The organism is Sphingomonas sp. ABOLH (assembly GCF_003951715.1).
Classification (GTDB): domain Bacteria; phylum Pseudomonadota; class Alphaproteobacteria; order Sphingomonadales; family Sphingomonadaceae; genus Sphingomonas; species Sphingomonas hankookensis_A.
Map to the genome: position 1 here is coordinate 14,012 of NZ_QQWV01000001.1, position 15,128 is coordinate 29,139.

A 15,128-nucleotide genomic window follows, 5' to 3' on the forward strand; every position below is an offset into this window, starting at 1 on the left:
CCCGGGGGGATGGGCATGCGGCGGGAACATTGGCTCTGGATCGTCGGGATCGCGCTGGCGGGACTGGTCCTGCGCTGTTTTGCGGCGCGGGGCGGGCTTTGGCTAGACGAAGCATGGTCGGCAGTCTTCGCGCAGGAAGTGGCGACGCCGGCGGGCGTGCTGTTCCAGATCAATCACGACAACAACCACCATCTGAATACGCTGTGGCTCCAACTGGTCGGTCCGGCAGCACCACCGATCCTCCAGCGCGCCCTTTCCATAGTCAGCAGCTCCGCGACCATCGTCGTTGCCGCAGCGATCGCTGCGCGACGCGGGCCAGCACCGGCAATCTGCGCGGCCGTCGCGTTCGCCGTCGCGCACTTCCTGCTGACCTATGGCGCGGAGGCGCGCGGCTATGCCCCGATGCTACTCGCCTGCGTTTCCGCCATCGCCATCATAGATGGCTGGTTGGCCGATCCCACACGGCCGAAGCCGTCGAGCGCCTTGACGATTGCCGCCCTGCTCGGCTGCCTTGCCCAGGCGACGATGATGTTTGCGCTTGTGATCCTGACATTATGGGTCACGGTGGAACGATGCCGCAATGCAGGCTGGCGCAAAGGATTGCCCGACACCATCGCCCTGTTCGCTCCGGCGGCGGCGGTCGCTGTCCTGCTGGTTGCCGGCGCGTGGGCTGCCGCGGCTGGAGGCGGCGGGTTCCATATCGGCAATCGCGAGCCGCACGACTGGCTCAAATGGTCCGATGCGATGCGCCAGCTGCTTGCCGGCATGTTCGGCGCCACAATCCTGGCCGTGCCGCTCCTCTATCTGGCGCGCGGCACGAGCGACCGGCTGGCGACGCTTGCGCTGATCGCCTGCGCACTGCCCTTGGCGGTCGCGCTCCTCGCGCTGCCGAATAGCGGTGCTGCGCGCTATTATGCCGTCGTCGTCCCGCCCCTGCTGTTGCTGACCGTCATCATCCTGCCGATGGCATGGAATCATCCTGTAAAGCGGTGGATTGCCGCAGCTATCTCGCTCACCTTCCTCCTCACCGCAGCAGTCGCCGACAGGGCAATAATCCGCAACCTGCGCGGCGACCCCGGCCGGGCGGTCGCGACCCTGGCACGCGTCGCGCCGGGCGGGGCCATCGTATCGGTCGACTATAGCCGGTCCAGCGCAATCCTGATCGCCGCCGCTCGCTCGCAACGCTATTCCCTGACCGTCGCCGAAACCGCCTGCCCGCCCGCCCGCTTTCATCTCGTCGAACGCGATGGCGACACGCGCTTCCCCGACCGGCCATTCTGGTGCGGCCGCACCTATCGCGAGATCGCGCGCGGCGACCCCGCCGGGCTTTCGGGTACGCACTGGCGGTTGTACGGGGCGATGCGGTAACCTGCCGCGATGTTCCATTCCTTCGTCGAAGCGCTGCGGCGCACCGGCATGTCGGTCGGTATCCGCGAACAGCTCGTCCTGATCGAAGCGATCGATCGCGGCGTCATCGAACCGACGATCGACGCCTTCTACCACCTCGCCCGCGCGACGTTCGTGAAGGACGAGGCGATGGTCGACCGGTTCGACCGTGCCTTTGGCGAAGTGTTCGGCGGCATCACCTCGCCCTCTGGAGTCGACCCGGTCGCGATCCCGGCGGACTGGTTGCGGGCGGTGGCGGAGCAATATCTATCACACGAACAGATGGCTAAGATCGCGGCGATCGGCGATTGGGATCAGCTGATGGAGACACTCCGTCAGCGCCTTGCCGAGCAGGACGAGGCACATCATGGCGGATCGAAATGGATCGGCACCGGCGGGACCAGCCCGTTCGGCCATGGCGGCTATAACCCCGAAGGCATTCGCATCGGTGGCGAGAGCCGGCATCGCCGGGCGGTAAAGGTCTGGGAACGGCGCGAGTTTCGCAACCTCGACAACGACCGTGAGCTGGGCACCCGCAACCTGAAGGTCGCTCTGCGCCGCCTGCGTCGCTTCGCGCGGGAGGGGAACGCCGACGAACTAGACCTCGATACAACCATTGCCGACACTGCACGGCGCGGCTGGCTCGACGTCGCGATGCGTCCGGCGCGGCGCAATGCGGTGAAGCTGCTGCTGTTCCTCGATGTCGGCGGGTCGATGGACCCGTTCATCGAGCAGGTCGAGGAGTTATTCTCCGCCGCCACCGCCGAGTTTCGGCATCTCGAATTCTTCTATTTTCACAATTGTATCTATGAAGGGGTGTGGCGCGACAATCGGCGGCGCTTTGCCGAACGCCAATCGACCTCCGAGCTGCTGCGGACCTATGGCCCCGACTATCGACTGGTCGTGGTGGGTGATGCGGCGATGAGCCCCTATGAGATCGTCCATCCCGGCGGGTCGGTCGAACACCATAATGATGAAGCGGGCGCCGTATGGCTGCAACGCCTGACCGCGCATTGGCGGTCGGCGGCATGGATTAACCCGGCACCCGAAGCGCATTGGGGCTGGACCCAATCCACTCAGCTGATCCGCGACCTGTTTGCCGGACGAATGTATCCGCTGACGATCGACGGACTGGAGGCAGCGATGCGCGAGCTATCGCGCCGTCGCTGATCAGAAGCGGTCGATCGCCCGGTGGAGGCGACGCAACGTCGTCGGATCGCCAACCGGCGCGAGCGCAGCCTCGGCCGCCAGCGTCATCAGCCGCACCGCGCCGAAGCTGGCGGCAAGCCCTTTCAGCCGGAACGCCGCCCCCGCCCATTGCTCGCCGGTCGCGCTTTCCATCGTGGCCAGCACCCGCCGCGCGCTGTCGATGAACGCTCCGCGCAGCTCGGCGATCAGCAGCGGCTCGTCGCCTACCGCCGCCGCCAGCGTCGCATCGATCGCACCGGGATCATAAGCCATGGAATCGTCATAGTGCGAACGGGGTTAATGGATTCTTACCCGGCTGTCGCTGCCCCCTCGATCGTGTTAGACGCAGGCCATGAACGGGGGTTCGAACAACGGGCTGCAACAGCATCGCCACGACGCCGACGACGGGTTCACGGCACCGCATGCCGTGACCGACGACACTCAACATTGGCTGGCAGAGGCGTTTCCGGATGCCGAACCGATCCGACGCAACTGGATCGGCCCTTCGATTGCCGGACTGGTCGTGGTCGCATGGATCGGCGGCATGCTGGCATGGAGCGCCCCCTCCCTCCCCGCGCTCGGGCCGATCGGCATGGCGTCGTTCATCGCTGCGCTATGCGTGCCGCCGATGCTGGTCGGTATCGGCTGGCTGCTGCTACGCCGCAACAGCCGCAGCGAAGCCCGTCGCTTCGCCGCGACCGCGCAGTCGATGCGCGCCGAAGCCTTTGCACTCGAACAGGTGCTGGAATCGGTCCGCCGAACCCTCGCCGAATCGCGCGCGGAGGTGGTCGAGCAGAGTGCGTCACTGATGATGCTGGGCGATGCCGCCACCGGCCGGCTGCGCGGCATCAGCGCCGATATGCGCGAACAGATCGCGGCGATCGGCGAAACGACCGCGACACTCGACCGCATGAGCCAGACCACCGAACAGCGTCTGGCCACCGTCCTCGCCACCCTGCCGCGGGCGCATTCGGAAACGGCGGAACTGGCCGCGCTGCTCGACGCGACCGGCCTGACCGCCAGCGAACGGGTCGCCGCGCTCGACGCGCAGCTCGCGAACGTGGCCCAGCAGTCGCGCGAAGCGGACGAGCTTGCCGGGGGCGCTGCCCAACGCCTTGCCGCGCACATGAACCGGATGGAGGCGACCAGCGAAAGCGCCGGTGCCCGTCTGGAAAGCGTCATCGCCACCATGTCCGGCGCGATCGATGCGGTGCTCGACCGTGCTGCCGCCGCCATCGACGAATCGCGCAAGGCGATCACCGCGCAGGGCGACGCGACCATCGCGATGATCGAGGCGAACGGTTCGGCGATCGAACGCGCCGGCCGCGAAGGCGCCGAGCAACTCGCCACCCGCGTCGCCCAGATCGACGGTTCGATCCGCAGCCTTGCCGCCCAGCTGGACGATCGCCGCCGGGACAGCGAGGCATTGCTCACTCTGCTCAATGACGGCCTGTCGGGTGTCGACGAACGGTTCGACGTGCTGCGCACGACCGGCGTCGAACGTGCGCAGGCGGTTGCCGGATCGGTCGGCGCGCTGACCCAGGTCGCCGATGCGTTGGCGGAAGCGCTGGCCAATGGCGACGACACCGCCCGCCGGGTGATCGCCACGGCGGAAGAGGTGCTGACCGCACTCGACGCCGCCGCGCGCGAAATGGACGAGACCCTGCCGGGGGCGCTCGACCGGCTCGACGCCCGGATCGCCGACAGCCGCGCAGTGGTTGCCGGGTCGAAGCCTGAATTGCTGGCCCTCGTCACCGCCGCCGAGAGCACCCATGACGCCATCGAGGCGATTGCCGGCGTGGTGGCGATGCAGCGCGACACGCTGTCGACCGTGCAGCAGTCGCTGCTCGACACGCTCGACCGGGGCGCGGAGCGGATCGAGGGCGTCCGCACCATCGTTGACGATACCATCGCGACGACCGTCCGCTTTGCAGAGGACGCCGCGCCCCGCCTGTCGGAGGCGATGCTGCGCATCCGCGACACCGCCGAAGCGGCCAGTCAACAGGCGCGCGATACGCTGGCCAAGGTCTTGCCTGACGCCGCCCGCGATCTGGAGACACAGGGCGCCCGCGCGCTCGCGAATGCCGTCGACAATGCCGTGACCGCGCAGGTGGCCGAGCTTTCGACCATCGCGAACCATGCGGTTGCTTCGGCGATCGAGGCGTCCGAACGGCTGTCGCGGCAGATGCTCGACATCGCGGATACCAGCAAGCAGTTGGACGAACGCATCGCCGCTGCCCGTGCCGAGCGCGAAGCGGCGGACAGCGATCAATTCTCGCGCCGGGTGTCGTTGCTGATCGAAGCGATGAACTCCGCCGCGATCGACATTGCCCGTTCGCTGTCGACCGATGTGTCGGACACGGCATGGGCCGCCTACCTCAAGGGTGACCGAGGGGTCTTCACCCGCCGCGCGGTCCGCCTGATCGACAGCGCGCAGGCGCGTGAGATCGCGTCGCTGTACGATCAGGACGACGGCTTCCGCGATCAGGTGAACCGCTACATCCATGATTTCGAAGCGATGCTGCGCCACATCCTGACCCTTCGCGACGGATCGCCGATGGGTGTGACCTTGCTGTCGTCGGATATGGGCAAGCTCTACGTGGTGCTGGCGCAGGCGATCGAGCGGTTGCGGAGCTGAGGCTCAGGCTCATCACCAATCACCACCGTTCAGTTCGAGCAGCTTCGAGCCTGTCGAGAAGCGTTTGTCGAGAACGCCGTAGTTTGGGGCAACCCCTTCTCGACTACGGTTCTCGACAAGCTCGAACCTGCGCCCGAAGCAAACGGCTGAAGGGTTCATACAAACGAGCGCGGATGACACGCTACGCTCAAAAGCCGCCCTCAGCGATAGAAATCCAGCATATCCGCCGTCACCCATCCGAACACGAAGTTCAGATAGAAGATCGCGAACAGCACGGTCGCGACGATGGTCGTCCGCCACGCCATCCGCCCGAAACTGAACCCCGCCGGCGCGCTGTCGGCCTGTCCCGGCACCGGGGGTTCGCCCGCTTCATGCGTCGTGCGAACCCCGAACGGCAGGACCAGGAACATGGCGAACACCCAGAAGAGCAGGTAGATCGCCAGCGCCGACTGCCATGCCATGTCGGTCAGGCCGGGATGATGAGGACGTCGACGACCGGCTTCTTGCCCGTCCAGCGCGTCGCGACGCGGCGAACCGCCAGACGGATCGCCTCGGGCAGCTTGGACCGCTCGCGCCCCTTCGACGCGACAGCCTCCACCGCGGCATCGACCGCTTCCTCGAGAAAGGGTTCGCGATCTTCCTCGACCGGCACGCCCTGCACGCGGATCTGCGGTTCGCCGATCAATTGCCCGCGCCGGTCGACCGCCACCGCCACCGACATGTGGCCATAGGCCGCCAGCTTGCGCCGTTCGTTGATCGTCGTGCCGTCGGCGGGCAGGATGACGTCGCCATCCAGCGCCAGACGCCCGACGACCGCGTTGCCGACCTTGACCGGATTGCCCGGGGCCAGGCGCACGATGTCGCCATTGGTCTGGACCAGCGTCTGCTTGATCCCTTGCGACAGGCCGAACCGGGCATGTTCCATCAGGTGCCGCATTTCGCCATGCACCGGCATCAGCACCTTGGGCCGCAGCCAGCCATAGAGCTTGGCCAGTTCCGGTCGGCCCGGATGGCCCGACACGTGCACATGCGCCTGCCGGTCGGTGATCATCTCGATCCCGGCCGCGGCCAGCTGGTTCTGGATTCGGCCGATCGCGACTTCGTTGCCCGGAATCTGCTTCGACGAGAAGATGACCCGGTCGCCGGCTTCGAGGCTCAGCTGATGTTCGCGGTTCGCAATGCGTGCCAGCGCGGCACGCTGCTCGCCCTGTCCACCGGTTGCGATGATCAGCACCTGATCGCGCGGCAGCCGCATCGCGGTGTCAAAATCGACCGTCTGCGGGAAATCCTTCAGATAACCGGTGGCCTTCGCGACCTTCAGGATTCGGTCGAGCGAACGGCCCGCCACGCAGACCTTGCGGTTGGTATCGCGCGCCACTTCGCCCAGCGTGTGCAATCGCGCCGCGTTCGACGCGAAGCTGGTGACCATCACCCGCCGCCCCTGCGCCGACGAGATCTGCTTGAACAACCCCTTTCGGACGTCCGCTTCCGAACCTGACGCTTCGGTATTGAAGACGTTGGTCGAATCGCAAACGAGCGCGAGAATGCCCTCGTCCCCGATCGCGGTAAGCTCTTCCGGCGTCGCGGGGGTCGCGACCATCGGTTGCGCATCCAGCTTCCAATCACCCGAATGAAAAACATTCCCATGCGGCGTGGAAATGACCAGCGAGGTCGATTCGGGGATCGAATGCGCCATCGGCACGAACTTCACGCCGAACGGCCCGACGTTCACGTTGCCGCCCAGGTGCACGATCTTCAGCTTCACCCGGTCGGCAATGCCTTCTTCGTCCAGCTTGCCCCGGATCAGCCCGGCGGTGAACGGCGTCGCATAGATCGGCACGCCCAGATCGGCGGCTAGATAGGGCAGCGCGCCGATATGGTCCTCATGCCCGTGGGTGATGACGATGCCGAGCAACTGGTCGCCGCGTTCCTCGATGAACTGGAGGTCGGGCAGCATCACGTCGATGCCCGGATAGGCCGGGTCGGCAAAGGTCACGCCGCAATCGATCATCAGCCACTTGCCGGCGGTGCCGTACAGGTTGACGTTCATGCCGATTTCGCCCGATCCGCCGAGCGCGACGAAGAGCAGTTCTTTCTTTGGTGTCACTCAATTTCTTTCAATGCCCGCGCCCATTCGCGGGTTCGGTTTGCTTCGTTATGGTGCTGTAGTGATATGGGTGCGGCGCCACAGCATCGCCAGTCCCGTGATGGTCAGGTCCTGTTCGACATGGTCGAACACCTGCGTATGTTTCTCGAAAAGGATCGCCAGACCGCCCGTGGCGATCACGCGGACCGGGCGGCCGATTTCCGCCTTCATCCGCGCGACCAGCCCCTCGATCATCGCGATATAGCCCCAATAGATGCCGATATGCATCTGATCGGCGGTGTTGCGGCCGATGACGCTTGTCGACACCGGTGCCTCGATCGCGATGCGCGGCAGTTTCGCCGCCGCCGTCACCAGCGCGTCGAGCGATAGGTTGATTCCCGGCGCGATGATGCCGCCCTTATAGGCGCCCGAATAATCGACGACATCGAACGTAGCCGCCGTGCCGAAATCCACGACGATCAGGTCACCGGGATGCGCCGCGTGCGCCGCGATTGCGTTCAACGCACGATCCGCGCCGACCGCATGCGGTTCCTCGACGTCGAGCGCGATGCCGTATGCCGCCGCGCCGCGTCCTGCCACCGCTGCCTCGACCCCGAAATATTTGATCGCCAGCACTTCGAGATTGTGGAGTGCGCGCGGGACGACAGTGCCGATGATGACGCCGGTCACGACCGAACGGTCGCGGCCGTCGAGCGCCAGCAACTGGCTGAGCCATACCGCATATTCATCGGCCGTACGGCGGGGATCGGTCGCGATGCGCCAGCGTGCGACGATCGCATCGCCATCGACCAGCGCAAACACGATATTGGTATTGCCGGCGTCGATCGCTAGCAGCATCGAATTTCCCCGCCATGCCCGCACGGCACGCTTCGTCCCGCGGTAGAGGGTCCGCCGACCGACGACAAGCTCTGCCGTCGAAGCTGACGCCGCAGGGCCAGGCAGCCTCGTTCAAGCAAAGACGTCACCCGCGTGGACCAGGATTACCACGCCATCGCCATCCAACAGGCGAAGCGCGCCATCGGAATCCAGCCCATCGAACCGTCCCTGCCGCTCGCCACCGTCCGGCAGACGGACCCGGAGCGGAGTGCCGCGGGGATGGGCGGATGCTTCCCACGCGTCGCGGATCATGGTCATCGCATGACCGCGCCACAGGTCCAGCCAAACTGCAAAACGATCGCGCAACAGGTCGAGCAACATCGCGGGGTCGGCGGCTACGCCATGCTCCAACAAGCTCGTCGTCGGGCGATCGGTCAGATGCGGGTGGCTCGCCAGATTAACCCCGAATCCGATCACGACGGCGTTACCGTCGCCGCGTTCCAGCAGAATACCTGACAACTTCGCGCCGCCGATCAACAAGTCGTTCGGCCATTTGATCGTTGCCAGCCCGGGCGCGACCGCTGCCACCGCCTCCGCCAGCGCAATCGCCGCAACGAGCGTCAGCGTTGGTGCCGGCGGATCGCCGGGCGCCAGCCGCACGATCGTGCTGGCAAACAAATTGCCCGCACCATCCGACCAGGGACGCCCGACCCGTCCCCGCCCGGCATTCTGGCGTTCCGCCCGCAACCAAATGCCTTCCGCGGCACCGGCCTGCGATGCGGCAAGGAGGTCGGCGTTGGTCGACCCCGTCTCGCCGATAACGCGAACCGTCAGAACAGCGCCCGCGCCGCGGCCAGCGACCATGCCGACAAGGGCGCGATCAGGAACAGGCTGACCGGCGAAATCACGATCGCCGCCGCCAGGGTCAGGCCACCTTCGACCAGCGCCGGCTCACGTCCGAAGGCCGGGGCCGGTTCGTCAAAATACATCGTCTTGACGACGCGCAGGTAATAGAAGGCACCGATGGTCGATGCGGCGATACCGATCACCGCCAGCGACAACAGGCCTGCCTGCACCGCGGCTTCGAACACCGCGTACTTCGCCCAGAAACCGAACAGCGGCGGGATGCCGGCGAGCGAGAACATAAAGATCATCAGCGCGAACGCCAGTGCCGGCCGCGTCCGCGACAGGCCTGCCAGGCTGGCAACCGTCTCGACCGGCTGGCCGTTCTCGTCGCGCATCTGCAGGACGATCAGGAACGACCCCAGCGTCATCACGATATAGACGGCGAGGTAGAACAGCACGCCCGCGACACCCTGCGCCGATCCGGCGGCGAGGCCGATAAGCGCGAAGCCGACATTGTTGATCGAAGAATAAGCGAGCAGCCGCTTGATGTTCCTCTGCCCGATCGCACCGACCGCACCGAGAATGATCGAAGCGAGCGCCGCAAAGATCACGATCTGGCGCCATTCGAGGACCGCCGGGCCCATCGCCTCGACCGCCACGCGTAGCGCCATGGCCATCGCCGCAACCTTCGGCGCCGAGGCGAAGAAGGCGGTCACCGGCGTCGGCGCGCCTTCATAAACGTCCGGCGTCCACATGTGGAACGGCACGGCGGCGAGCTTGAACGCAAGCCCGGCGAACACGAACACCAGCCCGAACAGCAAGCCCATGTTGCGCGGGCCGGCATAGGCAATCGCAATATCGTCGAACAGGGTAGTGCCGGCAAAGCCATAGACCAGGCTGATGCCGTACAGCAGGATGCCCGACGCCAGCGCACCCAGCACGAAATATTTCAGGCCCGCTTCGGCCGAACGCGTGTCGCGCCGCATGAAGCTGGCGAGGACGTACGCCGCAAGGCTCTGCAACTCGAGACCGACATAGAGCAGCAACAGGTCGGACGCCGACACCATCATGCCCATGCCGCAGGCCGACAACAGGATCAGCACCGGATATTCGGGCTTCAGGTCGTCGCCGCTGGTCCGTTCGAAAAAGCGCGGCGCAATGATGATCGCCACCGCCGATGCGATATAGATCAGCACCTTGGCAAAGGCGGCGAACGCGTCGGCACGATACATGCCGCCGAACGCCGTCCCGCCCGACGATCCGTTGCCGATCAGCGCAACGCCCGCGCCGGCCAGCACGAAGACCGCCGCGATACTGACGCCGCGCGCCGCCGCCTGCTTGCCCCAAGCCGATACCAGCATCAGGACGATCGCCCCGACCGCCAGCACCAGTTCGGGCAGCGTCATCGAAAGTTGTTCGGCGTAGCTCATCAGTGCGTTTCCCCGTGCGCCGCTGCCGCGCCCGTTCCATGTTCCGCGGCCTTCGCCGCTGCTGCCGCCGGATTACCCGGGGTCGGCCGTGAATCCGATGGCGGCGTCGCGCGCTCGATCCGGGCGACCAGAAGGCCGACATCCTTGCGCATCGGCGCCATGAAGCTCTCCGGATAGACACCCATCCAGAGCACCACCGCGGCGATCGGCGCCAGCAGCGCCAGTTCGCGCATCGATACGTCCGGCATCGCCTTCACATCGTCATGCACCAGATCGCCCAGCGCGATCCGCCGATATAGATATAGCGAATAGGCCGCACCGAGGATGATGCCGGTGGTGCAGATCAGCGCCGCCCAGGTCGACACCTGATAGGTGCCGGCAAGGCTCAGGAACTCGCCGACGAAACCCGACGTGCCCGGCAGACCGATCGACGCCATGGTGAACAGCAGGAAGAACACAGCATAGCGCGGCATGTTGATCGCCAGACCGCCGTACCGAGCGATCTCGCGGGTATGCAGCCGGTCATAGATGATGCCGACGCACAGGAAGAGCGCGCCCGACACCAGCCCGTGGCTGAGCATCACGATCATCGCGCCTTCGATGCCCTGCTGGTTGAAGGCGAACAGGCCGATCGTCACGATCGCCATGTGTGCAACCGACGAATAGGCGATCAGCTTCTTCATGTCCGACTGCACCAGCGCGACGAGCGAGGTGTAGACAACCGCCACCGCCGACAGCGTCAGGATCAGCCAGGTCAGCTGACCCGATGCCTCCGGGAACATGGGGATGGAGAAGCGCAGGAAGCCATAGCCGCCGAGCTTCAGCAGCACGCCCGCCAGGATCACCGAACCCGCGGTCGGCGCCTGCACGTGCGCGTCGGGCAACCAGGTATGGACCGGCCACATCGGCATCTTGACCGCGAACGAGGCAAAGAACGCCAGCCACAGCCATGTCTGGACATGTGCCGGGAAGTCATAGGCCATCAGCGTCGGGATATCCGACGTCCCTGCCGTCTGGATCATGTAGATCATCGCGATCAGCATGAGCAGCGAGCCGAGCAGCGTGTACAGGAAGAACTTGTACGACGCATAGATGCGGTTCGCCCCGCCCCAGATGCCGATGATGAGGTACATCGGGATCAGACCGGCTTCGAAGAAGACGTAGAACAGCAGCAGGTCCTGTGCCGCGAAGGTGCCGATCATCAGCACTTCGACGGTCAGGAACAGCGCCATATATTCGGGCACTCGGTTGGTCACCGACTTCCACGATGCCCCGATGCAGATCGGCATCAGGAACACGCTGAGCATGATGAGCATCAGCGCGAAGCCGTCGATGCCGAGCGCGTAGCGGAACACGCCGAAATCGCCCATCGCCGGCGCCTCGACGAACTGCCACTGCGCGCCGCCGATATCGTAGTTCGCCCAGAGCAGAACGCCCAGCGCAAGATTGACCAGCGTGGCGATCAGCGCCGTCCAGCGCGCCCCATTCGCCGATACGAACAGGCACACCATCGCTGCGACCGCCGGTACCAGCAGCATCACCGACAGGATCGGGAAGCCGTTCACGAGTTATTCCCCCGAACCATTTGCTTGAAACCGCGCATCACGACGCGATCGCCCAGGTAACCGCCGCCGTCAGGCCGATCAGCATGACGAAGGCATAGGTGTAGAGATAGCCGGTCTGCATTTTGACCGCGACGCGGCTCGACAGTCCGACCAGCGTAGCCGATCCGTCCGGACCGAAGCGGTTGATCGTCTGTTCGTCACCACGCTTCCAGAAGAAGCGACCGAGCGCGAAGGCCGGGCGAACGAAGAGCAGGTGATACAGCTCGTCGAAATACCATTTCCGAAGCAGGAAGCGGTGCAGCACGCGGAAGGTATCCGCGATCGCCGCCGCCGTACCCGGCCGGATGATATAGACGTAGAGCGCGCTCACTAGGCCGATCAGCATCACGATCGTCGCGGCCAGCTTCACCAGCAGCGGCACCTCGTGCATCGCGTGCATCAGATGTTCGTTGAAGAACAGGCTGCCCTTCCAGAACGTCTCGCCCGCCTCCGGCTCGATGAACCAATGATGGAAGACGTAGCCGGCGGCGACCGCGCCGACCGTCAGCACGATCAGCGGGATCAGCATGACGATCGGGCTCTCATGCGGGTGATAGCCGGCAGTGCCTTCGACGACGTCGCTCGCATGCGCGTCGTGCGTCGACGGGGCATGGCCTGAATCCTCGGCCGCGGGCGGCGCCGGGTGGCTGCCATCGTCATGCCCGTGACCATGCGTCTCGTGATGATCGCTGTGACCATGCGCATCATGCACCGCATGCTGAATATGCTCTGACCCGGCCCAGCGCGGCGCGCCGAAGAAGGTCAGGAACATCAGCCGCCACGAATAGAAGCTGGTCAGCAGCGCGGCGAACGTCCCGACATAGAACGCGCCATAGCCGTTCGGGCCCGACGCCCAAGCCGCTTCGAGGATCGCATCCTTCGAATGATAGCCGGCAAAGCCACCCACGCCGTAGATTCCGACCCCGGTGATCGCCAGCGTACCCGCCATCATTGCCCAGAAGGTCAGCGGAATGTGCTTCCGCAGGCCGCCATAGAAGCGCATGTCCTGTTCATGGTGCATCGCATGGATGACCGAACCGGCACCAAGGAACAGCAGCGCTTTGAAGAAGGCGTGGGTGAACAGGTGGAACATCGCCGCGCCGTATGCGCCGACACCGGCCGCAAAGAACATATAGCCCAGCTGCGAACAGGTCGAATAGGCGATAACCCGTTTGATATCGGTCTGCACGAGGCCGATCGTCGCCGCGAACAGGCACGTAGCCGCACCGACAGCCGTGACCACAGCCAACGCAGTCGGCGAGGTTTCGAACATCGGCGACAAGCGGCACACCATGAAGACGCCGGCGGTGACCATCGTCGCGGCGTGAATCAGCGCCGACACCGGGGTCGGGCCTTCCATCGCGTCCGGCAACCAAGTGTGGAGGCCAAGCTGCGCCGACTTGCCCATCGCGCCGACGAACAGCAGCAGGCACAGCACCGTCATCGTGTCGGCACGGAACCACAGGAAGCCGATGGTCGAGCCGGCCATCGACGGCGCGGCTTCGAGGATCGCCGGGATCGAGATGGTGCCGAACACCAGATAGGTGCCGAAGATGCCGAGCATGAAGCCAAGGTCGCCCACGCGGTTGACCACGAACGCCTTGATCGCGGCGGCATTGGCCGACGGCTTGCGGAACCAGAAACCGATCAGCAGGTACGACGCCAGACCGACGCCTTCCCAACCGAAGAACATCTGCACCAGATTGTTCGCGGTCACGAGCATCAGCATCGCGAAGGTGAACAGCGACAGATAGGCGAAAAAACGCGGCTGGTCCGGGTCCTCGCTCATATAGCCCCAGCTATAGAGGTGGACGAGCGCCGATACGCTGGTGATGACGACCAGCATGACCGCGGTCAGCGCATCGACCCGCAATTCCCAGGCGATGTCCATGCCGCCCGAAAGGATCCAGGTCGACACCGGCGCCACATTCGCCTGCGCTGCACCGGTCAGGAACGGAATGAAGATCGACCACGACAGCGCTGCCGCGACGAGCAGGCCGGCGGTGGTGATGATCTTCGGCACCGCGATGCCGAACGCGCGGTTCGACAGCCCCGCGACGATCGACGCCAGCAGTGGCAGGAACACGACGATATGGATGGCGCTCACGAAAGCACCCCCGAAACCCGAAAAGCCACCGGCATCACCCCTTCATCCGGTTGACGTCGTCGACCGCGATGGAACCGCGACCACGGAAATAGATGACCATGATGGCCAGCCCGATCGCGCTTTCGCCGGCGGCGACCGCGAGGACAAACATCGCGAAGATCTGACCCACCAGGTCACCTAGCTGCGCCGAGAAGGCCACGAAATTGATGTTCACCGCCAGCAGGATCAGTTCGATCGACATCAGGATGACGATCAGGTTCTTCCGATTGAGGAAGATGCCGAGCACACCCAGCGTGAACAGGATCGCCGCAACGACCAGATAATGGGTAAGACCGATCACAGCTCGACCCCCTGCCCGATGGGCTGATTGACGTTACGGATCGCATCCTTGGCGCGACGGTTGATCTGGCGGTTGATGTTCTGCGCCTTGGCATCCGCACGCTTACGCTGCGTCAGCACGATCGCACCGATCATCGCGACCAGCAGCACCAGCCCGACACCTTCGAAGACATACAGGTAGCGCGAATAGAGCAGCTGCCCGATCGCCTCAATATTCGGGATCGCAACGTCGGTCGGCGCGATCCGCTTGGCCAGATCGATCCGGGCAGCGGTCCAGGCATAGGCACCGACAACCAGTTCGACCGCGAGCAGCACCGCCAAGGCCAGACCGGCAGGCAGATAGCGGACGAAACCGGCGCGCAGTTCGGTGAAGTCGATGTCGAGCATCATGACCACGAACAGGAACAGCACCGCGACCGCGCCGACATAGACGATGACCAGCAGCATCGCGATGAATTCGGCGCCGCACAGCACCATCAGGCCGGCCGCGTTGAAGAAGGCGAGGATCAGCCACAGCACCGAATGGACCGGATTGCGCGACGTGATCGTCAACGCAGCCGATGCCACCACGATCGTGGCGAACAGATAGAAGGCGAGTGTCTGGATCACGAGCGCTGCTCTTCCCCCTGCCCGCCCCGCGCGGATGTGCGGGACGAAACGCTAATCG

13 protein-coding genes are annotated in these 15,128 nt (G+C 65.0%); 3 read left to right on the forward strand and 10 right to left on the reverse strand.

What is annotated here, in order from left to right; genetic code table 11:
- Positions 1–15 precede the first annotated feature (15 nt).
- Positions 16–1,368 carry a hypothetical protein gene (locus CA237_RS00070; RefSeq protein ID WP_126012215.1) on the forward strand — a complete coding sequence of 451 codons (1,353 nt, stop codon included), beginning with the start codon at positions 16–18 and terminating at the stop codon, positions 1,366–1,368.
- Between the two features lie 9 nt (positions 1,369–1,377).
- Positions 1,378–2,556 carry a VWA domain-containing protein gene (locus CA237_RS00075; RefSeq protein ID WP_126012219.1) on the forward strand — a complete coding sequence of 393 codons (1,179 nt, stop codon included), beginning with the start codon at positions 1,378–1,380 and terminating at the stop codon, positions 2,554–2,556.
- Here CA237_RS00075 and CA237_RS00080 read toward each other — a convergent pair whose 3' ends face one another.
- Positions 2,557–2,847: an Hpt domain-containing protein gene (locus CA237_RS00080; protein WP_066687343.1), complete on the reverse strand. Its 291-nt coding sequence runs from the start codon at positions 2,845–2,847 to the stop codon at positions 2,557–2,559. It lies immediately after the preceding gene.
- A gap of 79 nt (positions 2,848–2,926) precedes the next feature.
- Between CA237_RS00080 and CA237_RS00085 the strand changes: the two genes are divergently transcribed.
- Complete coding sequence (locus CA237_RS00085) at positions 2,927–5,212, forward strand: hypothetical protein (RefSeq protein ID WP_066687340.1); 2,286 nt, start codon at positions 2,927–2,929, stop codon at positions 5,210–5,212.
- Positions 5,213–5,412: 200 nt separating this feature from the next.
- On the opposite strand, the gene CA237_RS00090 is transcribed toward CA237_RS00085, so the two are convergent.
- The 9 genes from CA237_RS00090 to CA237_RS00130 all read right to left on the reverse strand — a co-directional run bounded on the left by CA237_RS00090 (position 5,413) and on the right by CA237_RS00130 (position 15,070).
- Positions 5,413–5,673 (reverse strand): DUF1467 family protein, encoded by a 261-nt coding sequence (locus CA237_RS00090; RefSeq protein WP_066687336.1) that lies wholly within the window; start codon positions 5,671–5,673, stop codon positions 5,413–5,415.
- Positions 5,674–5,678: 5 nt separating this feature from the next.
- On the reverse strand, positions 5,679–7,319 hold the full coding sequence (locus tag CA237_RS00095; RefSeq protein WP_066687327.1) for a ribonuclease J: 1,641 nt from the start codon (positions 7,317–7,319) through the stop codon (positions 5,679–5,681).
- 48 nt (positions 7,320–7,367) lie between these two features.
- The gene (locus CA237_RS00100; RefSeq protein ID WP_066687324.1) at positions 7,368–8,156 is read right to left on the reverse strand and encodes a type III pantothenate kinase; all 789 of its coding nucleotides are present in this window, start codon (positions 8,154–8,156) and stop codon (positions 7,368–7,370) included.
- Positions 8,157–8,267: 111 nt separating this feature from the next.
- The gene (locus CA237_RS00105) at positions 8,268–8,999 is read right to left on the reverse strand and encodes a biotin--[acetyl-CoA-carboxylase] ligase (RefSeq protein WP_126012222.1); all 732 of its coding nucleotides are present in this window, start codon (positions 8,997–8,999) and stop codon (positions 8,268–8,270) included.
- Positions 8,966–10,411 (reverse strand): NADH-quinone oxidoreductase subunit NuoN, encoded by a 1,446-nt coding sequence (gene nuoN, locus CA237_RS00110; RefSeq protein ID WP_066687318.1) that lies wholly within the window; start codon positions 10,409–10,411, stop codon positions 8,966–8,968. Before nuoN ends, CA237_RS00105 begins: the two co-directional genes overlap by 34 nt.
- The gene (locus CA237_RS00115) at positions 10,411–11,976 is read right to left on the reverse strand and encodes an NADH-quinone oxidoreductase subunit M (protein WP_066687316.1); all 1,566 of its coding nucleotides are present in this window, start codon (positions 11,974–11,976) and stop codon (positions 10,411–10,413) included. Before CA237_RS00115 ends, nuoN begins: the two co-directional genes overlap by 1 nt.
- Positions 11,977–12,013: 37 nt before the next feature.
- The gene (gene nuoL, locus CA237_RS00120) at positions 12,014–14,122 is read right to left on the reverse strand and encodes an NADH-quinone oxidoreductase subunit L (RefSeq protein WP_066687314.1); all 2,109 of its coding nucleotides are present in this window, start codon (positions 14,120–14,122) and stop codon (positions 12,014–12,016) included.
- Positions 14,123–14,156: 34 nt separating this feature from the next.
- A complete protein-coding gene (gene nuoK, locus CA237_RS00125; RefSeq protein ID WP_055755914.1) occupies positions 14,157–14,462 on the reverse strand; it encodes an NADH-quinone oxidoreductase subunit NuoK in 306 nt (101 codons plus the stop codon).
- A complete protein-coding gene (locus CA237_RS00130; protein WP_066687312.1) occupies positions 14,459–15,070 on the reverse strand; it encodes an NADH-quinone oxidoreductase subunit J in 612 nt (203 codons plus the stop codon). Before CA237_RS00130 ends, nuoK begins: the two co-directional genes overlap by 4 nt.
- Positions 15,071–15,128: the final 58 nt, after the last annotated feature.